21 protein-coding genes are annotated in these 20,871 nt (G+C 70.7%); 11 read left to right on the forward strand and 10 right to left on the reverse strand.

The window, feature by feature from the left end:
• The first annotated feature begins 105 nt into the window (after nucleotides 1–105).
• From ACGFRB_RS09540 to ACGFRB_RS09565, 6 genes are all read left to right on the forward strand, one after another.
• Nucleotides 106–1,341, forward strand: coding sequence for an Ig-like domain-containing protein (locus tag ACGFRB_RS09540; protein ID WP_393241157.1), 1,236 nt, complete (start codon nucleotides 106–108; stop codon nucleotides 1,339–1,341).
• A gap of 376 nt (nucleotides 1,342–1,717) precedes the next feature.
• Nucleotides 1,718–2,956 (forward strand): Ig-like domain-containing protein, encoded by a 1,239-nt coding sequence (locus tag ACGFRB_RS09545; RefSeq protein WP_393241160.1) that lies wholly within the window; start codon nucleotides 1,718–1,720, stop codon nucleotides 2,954–2,956.
• A 138-nt stretch (nucleotides 2,957–3,094) separates the two neighbouring features.
• Nucleotides 3,095–3,862 carry an enoyl-CoA hydratase-related protein gene (locus ACGFRB_RS09550; protein ID WP_361225016.1) on the forward strand — a complete coding sequence of 256 codons (768 nt, stop codon included), beginning with the start codon at nucleotides 3,095–3,097 and terminating at the stop codon, nucleotides 3,860–3,862.
• Nucleotides 3,863–4,190: 328 nt separating this feature from the next.
• Nucleotides 4,191–4,715 (forward strand): ATP-binding protein, encoded by a 525-nt coding sequence (locus tag ACGFRB_RS09555; RefSeq protein WP_393241163.1) that lies wholly within the window; start codon nucleotides 4,191–4,193, stop codon nucleotides 4,713–4,715.
• A 470-nt stretch (nucleotides 4,716–5,185) separates the two neighbouring features.
• Nucleotides 5,186–5,965, forward strand: coding sequence for a polysaccharide deacetylase family protein (locus ACGFRB_RS09560; protein ID WP_393241166.1), 780 nt, complete (start codon nucleotides 5,186–5,188; stop codon nucleotides 5,963–5,965).
• Entirely contained in the window at nucleotides 5,965–7,245 is a 1,281-nt protein-coding gene (locus ACGFRB_RS09565; RefSeq protein ID WP_393241169.1) for a beta-propeller fold lactonase family protein, read from the forward strand. Before ACGFRB_RS09560 ends, ACGFRB_RS09565 begins: the two co-directional genes overlap by 1 nt.
• Nucleotides 7,246–7,317: 72 nt before the next feature.
• On the opposite strand, the gene ACGFRB_RS09570 is transcribed toward ACGFRB_RS09565, so the two are convergent.
• Nucleotides 7,318–7,956 carry a GNAT family N-acetyltransferase gene (locus tag ACGFRB_RS09570; RefSeq protein WP_361225005.1) on the reverse strand — a complete coding sequence of 213 codons (639 nt, stop codon included), beginning with the start codon at nucleotides 7,954–7,956 and terminating at the stop codon, nucleotides 7,318–7,320.
• Between the two features lie 73 nt (nucleotides 7,957–8,029).
• On the opposite strand from ACGFRB_RS09570, the gene ACGFRB_RS09575 reads away from it, so the two are divergent.
• Both ACGFRB_RS09575 and ACGFRB_RS09580 read left to right on the forward strand, forming a co-directional pair.
• Complete coding sequence (locus tag ACGFRB_RS09575; protein ID WP_363001107.1) at nucleotides 8,030–8,245, forward strand: EF-hand domain-containing protein; 216 nt, start codon at nucleotides 8,030–8,032, stop codon at nucleotides 8,243–8,245.
• 109 nt (nucleotides 8,246–8,354) lie between these two features.
• Nucleotides 8,355–9,293, forward strand: coding sequence for a CopD family protein (locus ACGFRB_RS09580; RefSeq protein WP_393241173.1), 939 nt, complete (start codon nucleotides 8,355–8,357; stop codon nucleotides 9,291–9,293).
• Between the two features lie 77 nt (nucleotides 9,294–9,370).
• Here ACGFRB_RS09580 and ACGFRB_RS09585 read toward each other — a convergent pair whose 3' ends face one another.
• The gene (locus ACGFRB_RS09585) at nucleotides 9,371–9,946 is read right to left on the reverse strand and encodes a hypothetical protein (RefSeq protein WP_393241176.1); all 576 of its coding nucleotides are present in this window, start codon (nucleotides 9,944–9,946) and stop codon (nucleotides 9,371–9,373) included.
• Between the two features lie 369 nt (nucleotides 9,947–10,315).
• On the opposite strand from ACGFRB_RS09585, the gene ACGFRB_RS09590 reads away from it, so the two are divergent.
• The 3 genes from ACGFRB_RS09590 to ACGFRB_RS09600 all read left to right on the forward strand — a co-directional run bounded on the left by ACGFRB_RS09590 (nucleotide 10,316) and on the right by ACGFRB_RS09600 (nucleotide 13,761).
• Nucleotides 10,316–11,098 carry an SAM-dependent methyltransferase gene (locus ACGFRB_RS09590; RefSeq protein ID WP_361224999.1) on the forward strand — a complete coding sequence of 261 codons (783 nt, stop codon included), beginning with the start codon at nucleotides 10,316–10,318 and terminating at the stop codon, nucleotides 11,096–11,098.
• A gap of 187 nt (nucleotides 11,099–11,285) precedes the next feature.
• Complete coding sequence (locus tag ACGFRB_RS09595; RefSeq protein ID WP_393241554.1) at nucleotides 11,286–12,794, forward strand: class I adenylate-forming enzyme family protein; 1,509 nt, start codon at nucleotides 11,286–11,288, stop codon at nucleotides 12,792–12,794.
• Between the two features lie 205 nt (nucleotides 12,795–12,999).
• Entirely contained in the window at nucleotides 13,000–13,761 is a 762-nt protein-coding gene (locus ACGFRB_RS09600) for a hypothetical protein (RefSeq protein WP_393241179.1), read from the forward strand.
• 90 nt (nucleotides 13,762–13,851) lie between these two features.
• Here ACGFRB_RS09600 and ACGFRB_RS09605 read toward each other — a convergent pair whose 3' ends face one another.
• The 8 genes from ACGFRB_RS09605 to gcvH form a co-directional block, all read right to left on the reverse strand.
• A complete protein-coding gene (locus tag ACGFRB_RS09605) occupies nucleotides 13,852–14,277 on the reverse strand; it encodes a PaaI family thioesterase (protein ID WP_361224994.1) in 426 nt (141 codons plus the stop codon).
• Entirely contained in the window at nucleotides 14,274–15,509 is a 1,236-nt protein-coding gene (locus tag ACGFRB_RS09610; RefSeq protein ID WP_393241557.1) for an aromatic ring-hydroxylating dioxygenase subunit alpha, read from the reverse strand. The genes ACGFRB_RS09605 and ACGFRB_RS09610 overlap by 4 nt, the downstream gene beginning before the upstream one ends.
• 151 nt (nucleotides 15,510–15,660) lie before the next feature.
• Nucleotides 15,661–16,266, reverse strand: coding sequence for a TetR/AcrR family transcriptional regulator (locus tag ACGFRB_RS09615; protein WP_393241182.1), 606 nt, complete (start codon nucleotides 16,264–16,266; stop codon nucleotides 15,661–15,663).
• Between the two features lie 161 nt (nucleotides 16,267–16,427).
• Nucleotides 16,428–16,652, reverse strand: coding sequence for a hypothetical protein (locus tag ACGFRB_RS09620; protein WP_393241185.1), 225 nt, complete (start codon nucleotides 16,650–16,652; stop codon nucleotides 16,428–16,430).
• A 111-nt stretch (nucleotides 16,653–16,763) separates the two neighbouring features.
• Nucleotides 16,764–17,180: a DUF6281 family protein gene (locus ACGFRB_RS09625; protein ID WP_363001090.1), complete on the reverse strand. Its 417-nt coding sequence runs from the start codon at nucleotides 17,178–17,180 to the stop codon at nucleotides 16,764–16,766.
• 263 nt (nucleotides 17,181–17,443) lie between these two features.
• On the reverse strand, nucleotides 17,444–18,829 hold the full coding sequence (locus ACGFRB_RS09630; protein WP_363001088.1) for an L-serine ammonia-lyase: 1,386 nt from the start codon (nucleotides 18,827–18,829) through the stop codon (nucleotides 17,444–17,446).
• Between the two features lie 353 nt (nucleotides 18,830–19,182).
• Entirely contained in the window at nucleotides 19,183–20,439 is a 1,257-nt protein-coding gene (gene glyA / locus ACGFRB_RS09635; protein WP_363001086.1) for a serine hydroxymethyltransferase, read from the reverse strand.
• A gap of 10 nt (nucleotides 20,440–20,449) precedes the next feature.
• On the reverse strand, nucleotides 20,450–20,827 hold the full coding sequence (gene gcvH / locus ACGFRB_RS09640) for a glycine cleavage system protein GcvH (RefSeq protein WP_361224979.1): 378 nt from the start codon (nucleotides 20,825–20,827) through the stop codon (nucleotides 20,450–20,452).
• Nucleotides 20,828–20,871 lie beyond the last annotated feature (44 nt).

A 20,871-nucleotide genomic window follows, 5' to 3' on the forward strand; every position in this document is an offset into this window, starting at 1 on the left:
GACGCCCCGCCGACGCCCGCCCGGCCCGCCCGCACGTACCCCCTCACCCACCCCCGCACGCTTCCCCGCACGTTTCCCCGCGCGGTGTCCGTCGTTGGGCGGGGCGTGAGAAGTGTGCGAAAGCGGGCGGGCGGCGCGCTCGCGGTGGCCGGGTTGTCGGCCGGACTGTTCGTGGGGATGGCCGGGCTCAGCGGCTGCAAGCTGGGCGGCGGCACGGTGACGATCGACCTGAAGCTGCCGGGTGGCCGGGCGCCGGGCGACGTGATCCGGGTGAACCCGGAGGACGGCAGCCGAGGGGCGCCCGCCGACGGACCCCTGGAAGTGTCCGTGACCAGCGGACGCCTGGAACGGGTGACGGTCGTCCAAGTCGAGGACGGCCAGTCCACCCGGGTCGCGGGGGAGATCTCCACGGACGGGCTGCGCTGGCGGCCGAGCCCCGGCACCCGGCTCGCGCTCGCCGCCAAGTACAGCGTCGACGCGGTCGCGCTGGACGGCCACGGCCGCCGCTCGGCCCGGCACACCACCTTCACCACCGTCGTGCCCGAGAACCGCTTCATCGGCTACTTCAAGCCGGAGAACCGCTCCACCGTCGGCGTCGGGATGATCGTCTCCCTCTCCTTCAACCAGGGGATCCGCAACCGCGCGGCGGTCGAGCGGGCGATCAGGGTGACGTCCGATCCGCCCGTGGAGGTCGCCGGCCACTGGTTCGGCACGGACCGGCTGGACTTCCGCCCCGCCGCGTACTGGCGCCCCGGCACCCGGGTCACCGTCGACCTCGATCTGCGCGATGTCGAGGGCGCCCCCGGCACGTACGGGATCCAGCGCAGGACGGTCGCCTTCACCGTCGGCCGCGCGCAGCTCTCCCGCGTCGACGCCGAGCGGCACACCATGGACATCCGCCGCGACGGCGAGTTGCTCACCACGCTGCCCATCACCGCCGGTGCGGCGTCGACCACCACGTACAACGGGAAGATGGTGGTCACGGAGCTGTACGACGTGACCCGGATGAACGGGGCCACGGTCGGCTTCGGCGGCGAGTACGACATCAAGGACGTGCCGCACGCGATGCGGCTCACCGACTCCGGGACCTTCCTGCACGGCAACTACTGGGCGCCGGCGGACACCTTCGGCGCGACGAACGTCAGCCACGGCTGTGTCGGACTGCGCGATGTGAAGGGCGGCGGCGCGGACACCCCGGCGGGCTGGTTCTTCGACCGGACGCTGATCGGCGACGTGGTGGAGGTCGTGAACTCCCGCGACTCGGTCGTGTCCGCCGGCAACGGGCTGAGCGGCTGGAATCTCAACTGGACCCAGTGGAAGGCGGGCTCGGCCCTGCACTGACCCCTGCCAGGGCCCTCGGCCGTACGGTCACAGGGCCCTGGCCGAAACTCCCCCACGACTCTCGGCCGACCTCTTTCCATGCCCCTCGGCAGATCTCTTCCACCGCCTTGTTCCGCCGGCGCCTCCGCTCCCTCCCGGCGGCGCCCACCCACCCCCTCAGGGCATCCGCAGCCCCTTTAGCACCTTTTTCTGTTGCCGGACTCCCAGATTCCGGGGATTTCGGGGCTCGTTCGAGTGAACTGCGACGGAACGGTGACATTCGAAGGGAAGTTTCGTGACCAGCGGTGTGGTTATCTGACGCTGTGTGCGCGGGAGGAGTCGCGCACCGGGGGTGGGAACCGGCGAAGCCGGTGCCATATGAGGGGAGAACAGGATAGTGAACGGGCAGCCGATATCCGCAGCTTTCGCGGGACGTCGCAGTCGCCGGGCCATCCGGGGCCTGGGTGCCCTGGCGACGGGGACGATGCTTCTCGTCCTGACCGCGTGCGGGGGCGGCGACGACAAGGGCGCCTCGGGCTCGGTGGGCGCCGGGTCGGGCGGGGACACCGCCGCCTCGCAGGCGGTCGTCGCGATCGCTCCGAAGGACGGCGCCGACGCGGTCGCCACCAACGGCGCGCTGAAGGTGACGGCCGAGAAGGGCAAGCTGACCACGGTCACGGTCGCCGACTCCGAGGGCCACGAGGTCGAGGGCAAGATGTCCGCCGACGGCGCCAGCTGGGAGCCGACCGGGCATCTTTCGGCCAGCACCAAGTACAAGGTGCACGCCATCGCCAAGGACTCCGCGGGTCTTGAGTCGGCGAAGGACACGAGCTTCACCACGCTCGTCCCGCAGAACACCTTCATCGGTCAGTACACGCCGGAGAACGGCCAGACCGTCGGCGTCGGCATGCCGGTCTCCATCCGGTTCAGCCGCGGCATCACCGACCCTGAGGCCGTCGAGCGCGGCATCAAGGTCACGGCCGAGCCGGCCGTGGACATCGAGGGCCACTGGTTCGGCAACGACCGGCTCGACTTCCGTCCCGAGGACTACTGGGCCGCCGGCACCAAGGTGACCGTGCAGCTCAACCTCGACGGTGTCGAGGGCCGTCCGGGTGTGTACGGCAAGCAGAAGAAGACCTTCTCCTTCACCATCGGCCGCCGTCAGGTCTCCACGGTCGACGCGAGCGCCAAGACGATGAAGATCGAGCGCGACGGAGCGGTCATCAAGACCATCCCGATCAGCGCGGGCGCGCCGTCCACGACCACGTACAACGGTCAGATGGTCATCAGCGAGAAGTTCAAGATCACCCGGATGAACGGGGCCACGGTCGGCTTCGGTGGCGAGTACGACATCAAGGACGTGCCGCACGCCATGCGACTGTCCAACTCCGGCACCTTCATCCACGGTAACTACTGGGGTTCGCCCTCGATCTTCGGCACCACGAACACCAGCCACGGCTGTGTGGGCCTGCGCGACGCGCGGGGTGCCGGTGACAGCTCGATGCCGGCCGCCTGGTTCTTCGACCACTCGCTCATCGGCGATGTCGTCGTCGTGAAGAACTCCCGCGACAAGCAGATCCAGCCGGACAACGGCCTCAACGGCTGGAACATGTCCTGGTCGGAGTGGAAGGCCTGACGCTCCAGGCGTCGACAGGCTGACGGCCTGACCGGCCCACGGCCCGGCGTTCGGGCCTGGCGGACCATCACACGGGACCCGGTGCTGTGACCAACGGCACCGGGTCCCGCGCCGTACACGGCGGCTAACCTTCCGGGCATGACTGTGAACCTCGAAGTCGCCGAAGGCGTCGGCACGATCCGTCTCGACCGTCCCCCGATGAACGCCCTGGACATCGCCACCCAGGACCGGCTGCGCGAGCTGGCCGAGGAGGCGACCCGTCGCGACGACGTGCGCGCCGTGATCCTCTACGGCGGCGAGAAGGTGTTCGCCGCCGGTGCGGACATCAAGGAGATGCAGGTCATGGATCACGCGGCGATGGTCGTGCGGTCCCGCTCGCTCCAGGACTCCTTCACCGCCATCGCCCGCATCCCCAAGCCCGTCGTCGCGGCCGTCACCGGGTACGCGCTGGGCGGCGGCTGCGAGCTGGCGCTCTGCGCCGACTACCGGATCGCCGCCGACAACGCCAAGCTGGGCCAGCCCGAGATCCTGCTCGGTCTGATCCCCGGCGCCGGCGGCACCCAGCGCCTCTCCCGTCTCATCGGTCCCTCCCGCGCGAAGGACCTCATCTTCACCGGCCGCATGGTGAAGGCCGACGAGGCGCTCCAGCTCGGCCTGGTCGACCGCGTCGTCCCGGCCGCCGAGGTCTACGAGCAGGCATATGCCTGGGCGGCGAAGCTGGCCCAGGGCCCGGCCATCGCGCTGCGCGCGGCCAAGGAGGCCGTGGACCAGGGGCTGGAGGCCGACATCGACACCGGTCTCGCCATCGAACGCACCTGGTTCGCGGGCCTGTTCGCGACGGAGGACCGCGAGCGCGGCATGCGCAGCTTCGTCGAGGAGGGGCCGGGCAAGGCGAAGTTCGTCTGAGCCGCCGTCCGAACTCGTACGTTGTACGCCTGAACTCGTACATCGTACGTCTGGGCTCGTACGTTGTACGTCTGGGCTTGTACGCCGTACGACCCGAGTCCTCCGTACGCCCGAAGTCCCCCGCGCGCGCCCGCGCGTGACGAACGGCCCGCGTCCGGTTCTCCGGCCGCGGGCCGTCCCATGTCCGGGCTCCGGAGCGATAGGGCCTCATGGCCCCTGGGGCACCCTCGGCATGTGCCATTGTCACTGGCCCGGAATTGTCGATTCTGGAGGGGCGATTCCCGGGGAACGGCCCCGCGAACGGCCCCGGGCGGCCATGATGGTGGGCATGGCGGGCCTGGAGGGTATGGAGCAGCCGCGGCAGCGCGGCACGGGCGTCGTCGCCCGATGGGGGCCCGGCGCCGAGGACGAACAGGCGGCGGAGACGTACCGGGTGACCACACAGGCGCTGGCCGAGTACGGCAACCCGGCGGAGGAGGACGTACGGCTGCCGTCGCTTCCCCGGTCCGCCGCACTCGCCCGCCGGCTCACCCAGTGGGTGGTGCTGCGCGAATGGAGTCTCGGACCGCAGATCGCCGAGCACGCGGTCCTGCTCGTCTCCGAACTGGTCGGCAACGCCGTGCGTCACACCGGCGCCCGCGCCTTCACTCTGCGGATGCACCGCCGCCGCGGCCGGATCCGGATCGAGGTGCGCGACCCCTCGCGCGGACTGCCCTGTCTGATGCCGGTGCACGAGCTCGACACCAGCGGCCGGGGCCTCATGCTCGTCGACAAGCTCTCCGACCGCTGGGGCGTCGATCTGGCCCCGCGCGGCAAGACCGTCTGGTTCGAGATGCGGGTGCTCGACCGCTGACGTCCCCGACCGCCGACGCCCCCTGTCAGCTGTCGAGCCCCGCCTGCCGCCTGCCGCCTGCCGCCCCCGCACGGCCCCCGTCGGCACGCCCCCCCCGGACGCACGAAAGCCCCCGTCCGCCGTTGGTGGGGCGCGTGGGGGCTTTCGTGTGATGCGCCGTGGACGGGGGGGTGTATCCACAGCCGCTTGACGACCTGGCCCGGGTCAATGGGGGTCGTGGCACCGACTATCTCAGACAGGTGGCCTTGTAGCCAAAAGGCCCTAACAGGCATATACGGACAATCAAGGGTGTGGCGCAGATGAATCCTCGGTGATGTACAGCACTCACCTTTCAAACGATGAATAAATATAGGGTTTACTGGTTGTTTCCTCCCTCCGTCCGCATGGTGGACACGGGGCAAAGGGTGTAAACACAGGATCAAGCGGGCCAGATCATTATCTTTCGGGATCAATCGGCCTTAAATGGACTTGTGACGCCGACCGACCGCCGCAGTGCCCTCCGGGCGGGCGCGGCCACCGCCCTTGTGGGGGCCTTCGCCACCGCCTGCGGGACCCGCCCCACCCCCGGACTGGCGCCCGCCGACGCCCACTCCAGGGGCCCCGCCCCCGCCGCGCCCGTGGCCGCCCCGCTGCCCCGCCGCTACCCCGGCCGTCCCGCCGAGATCGCCACCGGCCCGCCCGACCGTCCCCGCGTCGCGCTCACCTTCCACGGCCAGGGCGACCCCGCCCTCGCCCGCGCCGTACTGGAACGAGCCGAACACGGCGGCGCCCGGCTCACCGTCCTCGCAGTCGGCGACTGGCTCGACCGGCACCCCGAGATGGCCCGGCGCGTCCTGGACGGCGGCCACGACCTCGGCAACCACACCCAGCGCCACATCGGCATCAACGACATGACCGAAGCCGAGGCATATGCCGAGATCGACGGCTGTGCCCGCCGGCTGCGCCGTCTCACCGGCTCCATCGGCACCTGGTTCCGGCCCTCGCGCACCCAGCACGCGAACGACACCGTCCGCCAGGCCGCCCAGCGCGCCGGATACCCGCACGTCCTGTCCTACGACGTCGACTCCCTCGACTACACCTCGCCCGGCGCGCACGCCGTCGTCGCCAACGTCACCGAGCGCGTCCGGGCCGGATCGATCGTGAGCCTCCACCTCGGGTACCCCGACACCGTCACCGCGCTGCCCCTCCTCCTCGCCGACCTCGACCGCCGCCGCCTGCGCGCGGTGACCACCACGGAGCTGCTGAGCTGATGCCGAACCCCACCCGCACCCGCGCCCGCGCAGGCACCCGCCCCCACGCCCACACCAGCACCTGCCCTCGTCCCGGCACCCGCGCCCACCTCAGCGCCCGCACCCGCGCGCTGACGGCCGCCGTCCTGCTCCTCCTGCTCGGCCCCGGCCTCGCCGCCTGCGGCGGCGGCTCCGCCCCGGCCCCGCACGCCACCGGCACCAAGGAGGCCGCCGCGGCCGCCGCCGTACCCAAGCGGGCCGTCGACCCCGCCCTCCTGCCCGGCATGCCCCCGCCGCTCGATCCGCACGACCTCTACGCCGCCGACCGCCCGGGCGCGCTCTCCCCGGTCGTCAAGGACTTCCCCTCCCGGGTCTACGTCCCCAACACCAACTCCAACACCGTCTCCGTCATCGACCCGGCCACCTACAAGGTGATCGAGACCATCCCGGTCGGCAAGCAGCCCCAGCACGTCGTCCCCTCCTGGGACCTGAAGACCCTCTGGGTCAACAACGACCGGGGCAACACCCTCACCCCCATCGACCCGGCCACCGGCAAGGCCGGCAAGACCGTCGACGTCCACGACCCGTACAACCTCTACTTCACCCCGGACGGCAAGTACGCCGTCGTCATGGCCTCGCTCGACCGCGAACTCGTCTTCCGCGACGCGCACTCCATGGAGCGGAAGAAGAGCGTCCCCGTCAGCTGCTACGGCGTCAACCACGCCGACTTCTCCGCCGACGGCCGCTACTTCGTCGTCTCCTGCGAGTTCTCCGGCGAGCTGCTCAAGGTCGACACCGCCGGGATGAAGGTCGTCGGCCAGCAGAAACTGCCGTTCAAGGGCGCCATGCCCCAGGACGTGAAGATCTCCCCGGACGGGAAGACCTTCTACATCGCCGACATGATGGCGCACGGCATGTGGGTGCTCGACGGCGAGAAGTTCACCACCCCGCACCTGCTGCCCACCGGCAAGGGCTGCCACGGGCTCTACGTCTCCCGCGACTCCAAGGAGATGTACGTGTCCAACCGGGGCGAGGGCACCGTCTCCGTGTTCGACTTCACCCAGGACAAGCTCACCAAGAAGTGGAAGCTGCCCCAGGGCGGCTCGCCCGACATGGGCGGGGTCTCCGCCGACGGCAAGGTGCTGTGGCTGTCCGGCCGTTACGACTCCGAGGTGTACGCGATCGACACGGCGAGCGGCAAGCAGCTGGCCCGCATCCCCGTCGGCAGCGGCCCGCACGGACTGGCCGTCTACCCGCAGCCGGGCCGCTACTCGCTGGGCCACACGGGAGTGTTCCGCTGACATCGCGGGCCGGGGCCATCCCCGGGGCCACTCCCGGGCCCCCTCCCGGGGCCCGGCCCGAGGGCTCGGCGCTCACCCCTTCAGCAGCAACGCCTCGCTGCACACCGGACGGTAGCCCGCCGCCTGGAAGGCGCGGACGCTGCGGGCGTTGCCGGGGGACTGCTGGGCCCAGATCACCGGGTCCGGGGTGAGATGGCGGGCGGCCCGCGCGAGGGCCCGGCCGAGGCCCCGGTGGCGTACGTCCTCGTCGACCTCGATCGCCGCCTCCATCCGGCCCGCCACGCCCCGGCCGAGGGTGAGCAGACCGCCGTCGGTGACCCAGACCCGTACCTCGTCCCGGAACGCGAGCGCGCGGGCCACCCGAGGGTGTTCCTGGTCCGCGATCTCGCGCAGCGCGATCTCCGGCGGGCCGGGCAGCGCGCCCGCGACCGTCAGCAGGTCGATCGTGTTCATGGTGCGACCGGTCCGGTCCATCAGCGCGGTCAGGAACCGCGGGTTCATGCTCGCCGACAGCGGATCGCCCGCCGTCGCGGCCAGTTCCGCCCGGATCCAGGCCGGGTCCTCGTCCAGGAACACCACCGTGTGCGCGGTGAACGCCAGCACGCCCGCGTCCCGGCCGCTGGGCTGCGGAAGCACCGTCGTCGACCCGTCCGGCACGGGGAATTCGCCCCGGGCCGCCGCCTCCAGAATCCCCGCCACTCCCACGTTCATGCCCCCATCATGAACCACCGGCAGGCCCGATAATCTGACCCCGACATCGAAGCATCGAGAAGGGGCGGAAGCAGTGGCGGACATCGAGTCGGCGCGTACGGCATTCGACAAGTTCGACGTGGACGGGGACGGCTTCATCACGGCCGCCGAGTACAAGCACGTCATGGCCGAGATGGGCGACTTCCACGTGACGGAGTCCGTCGCGGAGGCGCTCATCAAGCAGCGCGACGACAACGGCGACGGCAGGCTCTCCTGGGACGAGTTCTGGTCGCACCTCAGCAAGGCCTGATCCCCGCGGGTACGGACAGGCGGCGGACCCCTCGGGGTCACCCGTACGGCGTAGACCATGCGTACGTACGCGAGTTGCCGCCCGTCCGGACCCCGGCGACGATCGATCGGTGACGCCTCCCGGACCTCCCGAACCTCCCGGGCCCTTCGGCACTCCGATACGCCGGACGGCCGCGGCCGCTCTCGCGGTCCTCGCCGTCCTCGTCACGGCCCTGCTCGGGGACTCGCTCGCCCAGTCCGGCACCGGCGAGCTGGAGATCCCCGCCGCCGGAAGCATCACCGTGCTCCGGCTCCTCGTCGTCACCGCGCTGGCCGTACAGATCGGCGAACTCGCCGGCGTGCGGATCGCGGGCGACGGACCACTGCCACGCCGCTGGTCCCTCACGGCCGCCGTCACCGGATGCGCCGCCTCCGCCGGACTGCTCGTCCTGCTCTCCGCGCTCAGCGGACTGAGACTCGGCACCGTGTACGGGCTGCGCGAGGGCCGGCTCATCCTGATCACCGCCAACGCCTTCGTCCTCGCCGCGCTCTGCGCCGCCACCACCCGGCACCGGGAACTCGCCGCGCTGCCGCTCGCCGTCGCCGTCGGCGCGGAGGCGCTGCGCGCCCACCCGGAGGCGTACAGCCCGGTCTTCGGCGTGAGCCTCACCGTGATCCATCTGACCGCCGCCTCGCTGTGGTTCGGCACGCTGTTGTACGTGCTGCGCGTGATGCGGCTGCGCGGCGGCCGGCGGGGGCGGGGCGCGCTGCTGCGGTACGCCCGGATGGCCGGCTGGCTCTTCGCCGCCCTAGTCGTCACCGGCACCTGCTCGACCCTGCGCCGGCTGCCGCTCGACGGGGTGCTCACCACGGCGTACGGCAGGGTGCTGCTGGTCAAGCTCGCCCTCTTCGTCCTCGCCGCGCTGCTCGCGCTGACCGCCCGCCGCCGGCTGACGCGGGGCGCCGACGCCCAGCCGCCGGCCCGCGTCGAACTGGGCGTCCTGGCGGTCGTGCTGCTGGTGTCGGCGCTGCTCACGGTGGTCCCGGACCCGCACTGGCTGTTGCCGTAGCGCCCGCCGGCGGACACCGTCAGGCAGGGCGGCAGAGGGGGCAGGGGGCAGAGGGTGTCAGGGGGTGTCAGGGGGTGTCAGTCGAAGCAGCCGCTGTCCGCCCCGTTCAGCTCGGAGTTGATCGAGATCTCGAATCCGGCGCCCGAGTCGAACTCCGGGCCGGCTACGTAGTCGTAGTTCTCCTTCAGCTGCCGGGCGTCGGTGAAGTGCACCGACAAGGTGAAGGTGTCGCCGTCCTTGCCCCTGGTGAAGCAGAGTCCTTCCTCCGCCCTGCCCGTGCCGTGCCCCTGTTCGGCGCCGCGCCGCAGCAGCCAGCCGTCCTTGTCCGCGGCGGTGCGGTAGAAGTCCAGGACCTTCTCCCGGGAGCCGGGGTGGGCAAAGACACGCTCGGCGTACAGCCAGCCTGCACCGCTGTCCTCGGAGCAGCCCGCCTCCACCTCGCCCAGGCCCTTCGGGGTGATCGCCCCCTCCGGGGCGGCTTGCAGGACCGGGTCGGAACGCATCGCCTTCACACGGTCCGCGGTGCCGCCGCAGACGTCGAGCGAGGCGAGCGCGTCGCAACCGGTCAGACCACCGGTGAGCAGGGCGGTGGCCAGGAGCAGGGTGGCGGGCCGGGCGAGTGTTCGGGTGGCGGGGTGGTTCGGGTGTCGCATGGGGTCTCCGGAAGGTTTCGGACGGACGAGTTCCACGGGTCCGGAAGGGAGGGCGACCGGAGTGCGAAGGGAAGTACGGCGGTACGGCGGTACGGGATCGGGGCTGCCGCGGCGGGCCCGGAGAGGCTCAGAGCCCCGGGGCGGTCACTGCCCACGGGCTTCCCGGGGGCTCCCGTACCGGGCCGGCTGTGACCATGCCCGGAGCCGTCTCCGTATCCGTATCCATATGCGTATCCGTGTTCGAGCGCATGGCGTGGACCCTACAGGGCGTCCTGCCCGCCGCCCAGAGCCGTCGCCGGCGGGAGCGGGTGGCAGCAATGTGTCAGCTGTGGACGGGAGTTGGCGGATCGCCGCGATACGTTGACGCGCGTGACAGACATCGGATCGCGCATCGACACATCCCGCCCGCACACCGCCCGGATCTGGAACTACTGGACCGGCGGCAAGGACAACTACCCCGTCGACCGGGAGGCCGGCGACCGGATCCGGACGCTGCACCCCGGGATCGGGGAGTACGCGAAGGCGGACCGGCTGTTCCTCGGACGGGCGGTGCGCCACCTGGCCGAGGAGCGGGGCATACGCCAGTTCCTCGATATCGGCACCGGCCTGCCGAGCGCCGACAACACCCACGAGGTCGCCCAGCGCGTCGCCCCCGAGTCCCGGGTCGTGTACGTCGACAACGACCCGCTCGTCCTCGCGCACGCCCGCGCGCTCCTGGTCGGCACGCCCGAGGGCCGCACCGACTACCTGGACGCCGATCTCCGTGACGTCGACGCGATCCTGGCCGCCGCCGCGAAGACCCTCGACTTCTCGCAGCCGGTCGCGCTGATGCTGCTCGGAGTCGTCATCTTCATCGAGGACGACGAGGAGTCGTACGCCATCGTCCGCCGACTCATGGACGCGCTCGCCCCCGGCAGCCATCTCGTCCTGTCCCATACGGTCACCCACCCCGACATGCCGGACGTCGACGAGGCGGTGGCGTTCTGGAACGAGCACGGCACCCCGAAGCTCACCCAGCGCACCCCGGCCGCCGTCGCCCGCTACTTCGACGGCCTGGAACTCCTCGACCCCGGCGTGGTGACCTGCTCCGCCTGGCGCCCGGAGGCCGAGGGCGAGGCGGTGGCGATGTACGGCGGCGTGGGCCGCAAGTAGCGCCCCGGACGGGCGGGTGAACCGGCGATCCGCGTCGACCGGGCCCCGCATTCCCCGCACGCCACACGACAGTTGAAGCTTCCCCGGCGCTTTGAACGATGATTCAATTCCCGCCATGCCGAGGAACCCTCGGCATGGCGGCAGCCCCCATGGAACAGCGGAGGACCCTGCGGTGAACCTGACATGGATGCTGGAAGGGTCGGCCCGCGGGTGTGGCGGGAAACCGGCCCTCGTGTCCGATCTGGGGACGATGACGTACGCCGAGCTGCTCGCGGCCTCCAAGCGGGCCGCCGCCGTGCTGCGCGACCGCGGGGTGCGGCCGGGCGACCGCGTGGGGGTGATGACGTACAACACCCCCGCCTTCGCCGTGGCGGCGTTCGGGATCTGGCGGGCCGGGGCGGCGCTCGTCCCCATCAACCACAAGCTGACCGCACCCGAACTGGCGTACCTCGCGGGACATTCCAAGCTGCGGGTCGCCGTCGTCGCGGAGGAACTGGCCGGACGAATGCGCGAGGGCGCCCCCGAGGTCGACGCGCTCACGACGAACGACACCGGCGACGGAGGGTTCGACACGCTGGTCGCCGGGGCGCCGGAATGGGAGGGCGTGGAGACCGGCCCCGACGACATCGCGCAGGTGCTCTACACCTCCGGGACGACCGGCGCGCCCAAGGGCTGTCTCCACTCGCACCGAGGGCTGTCCGCCGTGCCCGCCCACACCACGGCCGCCGCCGGGCTGCGCCGCGACGACCGGTTCCTGCTGGCCATGCCGATCTGGCACGCCTCGCCCCTGAACAACTGGTTCCTGTCCATGATCTATCTGGGCGGCACCGTCGTCCTGTTGAAGGAGTACGAGCCTCTCGCCTTCCTCGAAGCCGTGCGCAGGCACCGGGTCACGGCCTTCTTCGGCGCCCCCATCGCCTACCTCGCCCCGCTGAAGGTCCTCGCCGCGACCGGGGGCGACGTGTCCGAGTTCCAGCTGCCGAACGTGCGGCTGTGGGCCTACGGCGGGGCGCCGCTGGGCGCGGAGACGGTGCGGACGCTGGAGGCGGCGTACGGTGCGGACCGCTTCTGCCAGGTGTACGGGATGAGCGAGATGGGGCCGGTGGGCTCCGTGCTCCGGCCCCAGGACCAGCTGGTCAAGGCCGGGTCGATCGGGGCGGGCGGCATGCCGGGCGTGGACATCCGCGTGGTGGGGGAGGACGGCCGGGACGCCGGGGCCGGCGAGATCGGCGAACTGTGGCTGCGGTCGGGGACCCGGATGCTGGGCTACCTCGACGACCCGGAGGCGACGGAACGCGCCTTCGAAGGCGACTGGTACAAGTCGGGGGATCTGGCGCGGGTGGACGAGGACGGCTATCTGTTCATCGTCGGCCGGGCCAAGGACGTCGTCATCACCGGTGGGGAGAACGTCTACGCGCCCGAGGTGGAGGAGGCGATCCTGGGGCATCCGGCGATCCGGGACGCCGCCGTCGTCGGACGGCCGCACCGGGACTGGGGCGAGACCGTCGTCGCCGTGGTGGAGGCCGGCGAGGCGGTGACGCTGGAGGAACTGCGCGCGTTCCTCTCCGGCAGGCTGGCGAAGTACAAGATCCCCCGGGATCTGGTGGTGGTCCCGTCGCTGCCGCGCACGCCCTCGGGCAAGGTGCGCAAGCACGTCCTGCGCGAGCAGGTGCGGGAGGTGGGGTCCGGCGTGTGACGCCGCGCCCTGCCCGACGTGCCCCCGCCCGACGTACCCCGGCCCCTGACCTGCCCGGCGCGGGTCGCTTCTCGCGGGGTGAAGATCGTCCGATGTGGATCGTGATCAACACGGCGTACAACCCTTTGTGGATCACAGCTGTCTGAAAATACGCGCGAGAGAAGCCATCTCCGGCGCTTTTCGGTACAGAGGATGTGGGGACCGCATGGGGAAGAAGCTCTGGAGAGCTGTCGTGGCCGGTGGGGCGGCTGCGGTATTTACCGGCCTGGCCGCGTTTCCGGCCGGCGCGGCCGAGGGTGGGGCCGCGTTCACCCGTGTCAAGGTGAACGGCGGCAAGCCGGTCGTGATCGGGGTGGCGAACGAGGTCAAGGTGCCCACCTTCTTCAGGCTGACGACCCCCCACAAGGTGAAGTGGACGGACGTTTTCCTGTACCGCGGCGAGACGGACAATCGGGCGTGGCACGCCATCGAGACGAACGACTGTGGTGTGGTGATTTCGCCCTGCGACGTCATCGAGACGATGTACTTCAACCCGAGCGTGTGGTCCCTGCACAACAGCGAGGCCGGGGCCTGGAAGGTCGCGGGCGAGGTGCGTTTCAAGGACGGCACCGGTGACATCGACGACGTGGGTCAGACGGTCTACGTCAAGCGCAACTCCCGTCTGTCCGTGAAGGCTTCGCCCAAGCCGGTGGCCAAGGGCGGCACCCTCACCGTGACCGGAAAGGTCACCCGGGCCAACTGGGAGACCCAGAAGTACGTCTCCTACGAGGGCCGCAAGGTGAGCCTGCAGTTCAAGCCGGCCGGAACCACCTCGTACACCTCGGTGAAGACGGTGTACGCGAACGGCAAGGGCGACCTCAAGACGACCGTGAAGGCGTCCAAGGCGGGTACGTGGCGCTGGATGTACGGCGGCAACACCACGACCGGGGGGTCGACTTCGGCCGGGGACTACGTCGTGGTGAAGTGACCTCCCGGCGTTCCCGTGCCGTACGGGAGCGCCGAGCGGACACGGAGGCGCGTCCGCTCCCCAGCGGGGGACGCGCCTCCGCGAGAGGGCTCAGCCCTCCTTCTTGCCCGCGCTCACGATCGTCCCCTGTGCCACCGCGACCAGGCGCTCCTCGCCCTGCTCCGAGACGACGTAGACCGAGCACTGGCACACGGCCTGGCGCCGGGTCGTGGCGGTCGCCTCGGCGCGGGCGACGACGACCTCGCCCACGGCCGGCCGCACATAGTTGATCTTGTATTCGGCGGTGAGCGCGTCACCGCCGAGGGCGAGCCCTCCGGCGAAGGTCAGCGCGTTGTCGGCCAGGTAGCTGAGGACTCCGCCGTGGACGAAGCCGTGCTGCTGCTGGATCTCGGGCCGGTTGACGACGCGGATCTCGGCCGTGCCGGGGCCCACGGCGGTGAGTTCGGCGCCCAGGAACATGCTGAACGGCTGGGCCTGGAAGATGCCGTGCGCGAAAGCGTCGAGGTCCGTGGTCATGAGTGCTGTCCTGTCGCTCGGGGGACGGTGGGGCTCGTGGGAGTCATGGTGCCCGCGGGAACGGTGGAGGAATCGCCGCCCGGGCCGGTGTCCGGGGCGGCGGTGTCCGGGTCGGTGAGCCGTTCGTCGATGTTGTCCTGGAACATCGCGAGCAGACCCTCCGCGAGGCCCAGGACGTGGTGGTCGCTGCCGCCGTGGAGGAGGGTGCGCTGCACGTCCTCGGCGATGGCGAAGTCCTCCTGGTCGAAGACCGTGTCGTTCGTGAACTCGAAACGCTTGGCCAGCGCGCTCTGCCCCGCCGATCCGGGGAAGTCGCCGTCCCGGTACAGCATTTCATGGGTCCAGATGGTGCGGTCCGGAGCGAGGGGCCAGAACGTGTTGATGGACACGTAGTCCGGATGCAGGATGAAGAAGGTGTTGGGGAAGAGCGTGTAGTACACCGACGCGTAGTCCAGGATGCGCCACTCCTCCCGCGGCTTCCGGGCCGTCTCGCCGATGTTGGTGCGCGCCGCGGACAGCCGGATGTGCGGGCCGTCCTCGTCGTGCGCGATCACCCCCTTCTTGAAGGCGAAGGCGAGGGTGTCCCGGTGCAGATACGGGACGTGGTAACCCTCCAGATACGTCTTGATCAGCAGCTTCCAGTTGGCCTCCTTGACCACCTTGGTCTTCTTGTACCGGACCAGCGAGGCGACGTCGAAGTTCACCAGGTCGTCGTGGAAGGTCCCGAGGAAGCCGGGTATGTCGAGCGTCTCGCCCGGTGTGCGGCCGACCCAGATCAGGCCGCCGGACTCGGCTGCGGGCAGCTCCACCAGCCCGTAGTCGCAGGTCTTGACGCCGGGGAAGTCATGGGCGCGGGTGATGCCCTTCAGGGCGCCGTCGAGCCCGTATATCCAGCCATGGAAGGGGCAGATGAAGTTCTTCACCGTGCCCGTCGGCTGGTCGGCGAGACGGGCTCCGCGGTGGCGGCACTGGTTGTAGAAGGCGCGGACCCGGCCGTCCTCGCCCCTGACCGCGATGAAGGGGAACCGGTCCCAGTCGCTGGTGAGATAGGCCCCGGGCTCGGTGAGCGCGGAGGCGTGTCCCGCGATCAGCGGATACCGGGAGAAGGCCGAGGCCATCTCCCGGTCGAGGAGGGCCTGGTCGGTGTACTTCGTCACCGGGATCGTGACGACCTCGTCGAGCATCTTCTCGTCCCGGCGTGTCTCGCGCAGTGCGAGAAGCCGCTCGATCATCGCCACTTGCTCACTTTGCCGCATGGGGCCCCCGTCGCAGGTCAAGCTCTGAATCCACGTTCAATTCATGGTACGGAGGGTGCGGGGGTGAGGCAATGAGCTTCCGCGGTGCGGGATTTCGGCCGGGCGGGACGGGGGTCGATGGAACGGGTCAGGTGCGATCGGCCGGTCGGGCGGGACCGGCCGGGAGGGGGCGGGAAGGCGCGCCGCCGAGGGCGCGCAGACAGAAGGCGCGGATCTCGGCGACCAGTTGCTCGTCGGGCACCTCCGCCTTCTGCGAGACCTCCGGCGAGAGCCTGCCGACCAGCGCCTCGGAGATGGCGCCGATGGCGGCGCCGGCGGAGACGGCCGCGTTCTGCGGGGCGAACAGCCCGTCCGCGACGCCGTCGCGGACGACGCCCTCGCACACCTGCGCGTACTCCCGCCGGTACGCCAGCCGCTCCCGTTCCACCACCGGCGAGACCGGTTCGAAGAGCAGGGCCCACGCCAGCCGCCGCCCGCGCAGGGCGCGCCGCGTGAACGTGTCGGCGAACGCTTCGAGCCGGGCCCCGGGACGCGCGGGCGCGGCGTCCACCGCCCCGCGTACGGCGGCCAGTTCCCGCCCCGCGGCCCGGCGGAAGACCTGGGCGAGCAGCTCGTCCCTGCTGCCGAAGTACGAGTAGAGCGAGCCCGCGCTCACCCCGCACGCGGCGGCCACCGCGGCCACCCTCGCCCCGGCGAACCCCTCCCGGGCCACGAGTTCGTGCGCGGCGCGCACGAATGCCTCTTCCTTCGTGCGCGCGTGCCGCTTCGTCCGTTCCGTACGCCGGTACACCATGGCGGGAGCAGGGCCTTCCGTGTCGTTGCAGGGAAGCAACAGTGAACCAGGGAAACCCTCGTGGGGTGGGCGGCGGTCCGGGGCGGGGCTCGGCCCCGGGGTCAGCCCCTGAGGATCGCGCGCTTGGCCTCGACGGCCGCGGGGTCGACCGGGCCGTGCTCGCGCTCCGCGTCCTCGATGAGCTCCCGTAGCCGGTCCCGCTCCAGCCGGCGCCGGCCAGGGGAGTCGGCGGGGGCGGGCATGCCTTGTACGTCCGTACGTACCGTGAGCGCGGTGAGGGCGCCTTCGCGGAGCGAGTCTTCGCCGGGCGTCGGAGGGGTGGCCATAGGCCCGAGCGTACCGAGGCCCATCGGGCGGGACGATCGCCCGGCCGACGGCTCCGTGCCCCTCCGGCTCCTTCCCGGCCGGGTCTTCGGCGACGGACTCGGGAAGCGGCCTCAGGAAGCGGCGTCCAGCGACGTGAGATCCGCGCCCTCGACCGCCACCAGCACGGCCTCGCCCGGATTCGGCCCCGCCGCCACGGCGACCGCCGGATCGACGCCCTTGACCTCGAATACGGTCACCTTCTCCGGCTTCTCCGCCGCACCGGCCCCGCCCGATTCCTCACACCCGGGCAGCAGGCCGGTTCCGAGATCCTTGCCGACCGTGAACTTCGTGCCGGTCTCGGACCGCCCCCTCACGTCGAGATAGGACCGCCCCTCGTACGTCACGACGTACGCGCACTTCGTCTCCGAGGCCCCCTCGCCGGCATCACTCGCCCTGAGACCGTCATCGCAGCCGGTCCCCACACCCGCCAGGACCGCCACCACCGCCAGAGCCCTCGTCCACCTGCGCACCCGCGGCTTCGCTTCCATCCCGCACCCTCCCTCTCTCCGGCATCCCCCAAGGCCCAGCGCCCTTCGAGCGCCTTTCGCCTGGCGATGCCACTCGGCGATCCGACGGCCGAGGGGCCTCACCGGTTCCGCCTCGCCCCACCACGCCCGCGGAAGGCAACGGACGGCGCGGCGAAGAAAGCAGGACCGCACCCGCAGGCCCGCCGCACACCGGGGCCGGTCCAGCCGCTCGTCAGAACCCGGTCAGAGGGCTCGGGCATGCTGATGCGTGCCGGAAAGAGGACTCAGCACTCGATGATGTTCACCGCGAGCCCGCCCCGCGCCGTCTCCTTGTACTTCACGCTCATGTCCGCGCCCGTCTCCTTCATGGTCTTGATGACCTTGTCGAGGGAGACCATGTGGCTGCCGTCGCCGCGCAGCGCCATCCGGGCCGCCGTGACGGCCTTGACCGCCGCCATGCCGTTGCGCTCGATGCACGGGATCTGGACCAGGCCGCCGACCGGGTCGCAGGTCAGGCCCAGGTTGTGCTCCATGCCGATCTCGGCCGCGTTCTCCACCTGCTCGGGGGAGCCGCCGAGGACCTCGGCGAGCGCGCCGGCGGCCATCGAGCAGGCCGAGCCGACCTCGCCCTGGCAGCCGACCTCGGCGCCGGAGATGGAGGCGTTCTCCTTGAAGAGCATGCCGATGGCACCGGCGGCGAGGAGGAAGCGGACCACGCCGTCCTCCTTCTCCTCCTCGGAGGCGCCGCCGGCCGCGAAGTTCATGTAGTAGTGCAGGACGGCGGGGATGATGCCGGCCGCGCCGTTCGTCGGGGCGGTGACCACCCGGCCGCCCGCCGCGTTCTCCTCGTTCACGGCCATCGCGTAGAGGGTGATCCACTCCATCGCGTGCGCGGCCGGGTCGCCCTCGGAGCGCAGATTGCGGGCGAGGGTCGCGGCGCGGCGGCGGACCTTCAGACCGCCGGGCAGGATGCCCTCGCGGGACATGCCGCGCGCGACACAGGCCTGCATGACCCGCCAGATCTCCAGGAGGCCCGCGCGGATCTCGGCCTCGGTGCGCCATGCCTTCTCGTTCTCCAGCATCAGCGAGGAGATCGACAGACCGGTCTCCTTGGTGAGCCGGAGCAGCTCGTCGCCGGTGCGGAAGGGGTGGGCGAGGACGGTGTCGTCCGGGATGATCGGGTTCTCGCCGGCCACCGCGTCTTCGTCCACGACGAAGCCGCCGCCGACCGAGTAGTACGTCTTCTCCAGGAGCGGCGCGCCCTCGATGTCGTACGCGAGGACGGTCATGCCGTTGGCGTGGTACGGCAGGGCCTTGCGGCGGTGCAGGATCAGGTCGTCGTCGAACGAGAACGGGATGTCGTGCGCGCCGAGGAGGTTGATCCGGCCGCTCGACTTGATCCGCTCGAACTCGCCGTCGGCGCTCTCCACGTCCACCGTGCGCGGCGAGTGGCCCTCCAGGCCCAGCAGGACGGCCTTCGGGGTGCCGTGGCCGTGGCCGGTCGCGCCGAGGGAGCCGTACAGCTCCGCGCGTATGGACCCCACGTGGGCGAGCAGCCCCTCGTTCTTCAGCCGCCGGGCGAACATCCGCGCCGCGCGCATGGGGCCCACCGTGTGGGAGCTCGACGGGCCGATACCGATCGAGAACAGGTCGAAGACCGAGATGGCCACGGGAACTCCTTGTGGGGGCTGGACGCCATTGTCTGCCGGGGTGGTGCAGAACGTGCCGTGAAAGGTGTGCGGGGACAGACGTGGGTGGGGCACCGCGCGCTCTGGCAGGGTCACTGTCCAGTGTGCGTGGTGCCCCGGGGGTTTCGTACGGACGAACCGGAGAACAAAAGCGTACGAAATTATTTCTTCAGGATCTTCTTGATCTTTCCGAGCTTTCAGCCTGGTCAGGCCCGTCAGGCCCATCCGGCTCGTCAGGCTCTTCGATCATCCCGAATATGTGGCTCGTGCCGGCCCGGCGAACCCGTAGGGGCCCGTGCGACCGGCTCATGATCGCCTCGGGCCCCGCGGGATCACTACAGACCGGGGTACAGCGGGTGCTTGTCGGCGAGCGCCGTCACACGGGCCTTCAGCGCCTCGGCGTCGAAGCCGGGCTTCAGCGTCTCGGCGATGATGTCGGCGACCTCGCGGAAGTCCTCGGCCTGGAAGCCGCGGGTGGCGAGGGCCGGCGTGCCGATGCGCAGACCGGAGGTGACCATCGGCGGGCGCGGGTCGTTCGGAACGGCGTTCCGGTTGACCGTGATGCCCACCTCGTGCAGCCGGTCCTCGGCCTGCTGACCGTCCAGCTCCGAGTTGCGCAGGTCGACCAGGAGCAGGTGGACGTCGGTGCCGCCGGACAGCACGGAGACACCGTGCTCCGTGACGTCGTCCGCCACCAGGCGCTCGGCGATGATCCGCGCGCCTTCCAGGGTGCGCTGCTGGCGCTCCTTGAACTCCTCCGAGGCCGCGACCTTGAAGGAGACGGCCTTGGCCGCGATCACGTGCTCCAGCGGGCCACCCTGGAAACCGGGGAAGACCGAGGAGTTCAGCTTCTTCGCGAACTCCTTCTTCGCCAGGATGATGCCGCCGCGCGGGCCGCCGAGCGTCTTGTGCGTGGTCGAGGTGACCACGTCCGCGTACTCGACCGGGTTCGGGTGCAGACCGGCCGCGACCAGACCCGCGAAGTGGGCCATGTCGACCCACAGGTACGCCTCGACCTCGTCGGCGATCCGGCGGAACTCGGCGAAGTCCAGCTGGCGCGGGTAGGCGGACCAGCCCGCGATGATCACCTTGGGGCGGTGCTCCTTGGCGAGGCGCTCGACCTCGGCCATGTCGACCCGGCCCGCGTCGTCCACGTGGTACGCGACCACGTTGAACTGCTTGCCCGAGAAGTTCAGGCGCATGCCGTGGGTCAGGTGGCCGCCGTGGGCCAGGTCCAGACCGAGGATCGTGTCGCCCGGCTGGGCGATCGCGAACAGGGCGGCCTGGTTGGCGGACGCGCCGGAGTGCGGCTGCACATTGGCGTACTCGGCGCCGAACAGCTCCTTGATCCGGTCGATCGCGATCTGCTCGGCGACGTCGACGTACTCGCAGCCGCCGTAGTAGCGGCGGCCCGGGTAGCCCTCGGCGTACTTGTTGGTGAGGACCGAACCCTGAGCCTCCATGACCGCGACCGGAGCGAAGTTCTCCGAGGCGATCATCTCGAGGGTGTTCTGCTGACGGCGGAGCTCGGCGTCGACGGCGGCGGCGACGTCCGGGTCCAGCTCGTGGAGGGGAGTGTTCAGAAGCGACATCGAGTGATCCTTAGTTGCCCGAGAACTCGGTGTACTCGTCGGCGGAGAGCAGATCGTCCGGCTCCCCGGTGACGCGTACCTTGAAGAGCCAGCCACCCTCGAACGGAGCCGAGTTCACCAGCGACGGGTCGTCGACGACGTCCTGGTTGGCCTCGACGACCTCGCCCGTGACCGGGGAGAACAGGTCGCTGACGGACTTGGTGGACTCCAGCTCGCCACAGGTCTCGCCCGCGGTCACGCTCTCACCCACCGCCGGCAGCTGCGCGTACACGACGTCGCCGAGGGCGTTCGCCGCGAACTCCGTGATGCCGATCGTGGCGACGCCGTCCTCGACGGCCGACAGCCACTCGTGCTCCTTGCTGTAGCGAAGTCCCTGGGGGTTGCTCATGGCGTGATTCTCCTGGATCGGGGGAGTGCGGATGAACGGGGGTC

Origin of the sequence: Streptomyces sp. NPDC048718, from assembly GCF_043198875.1 — a bacterium.
Classification (GTDB): Bacteria; Actinomycetota; Actinomycetes; order Streptomycetales; family Streptomycetaceae; genus Streptomyces.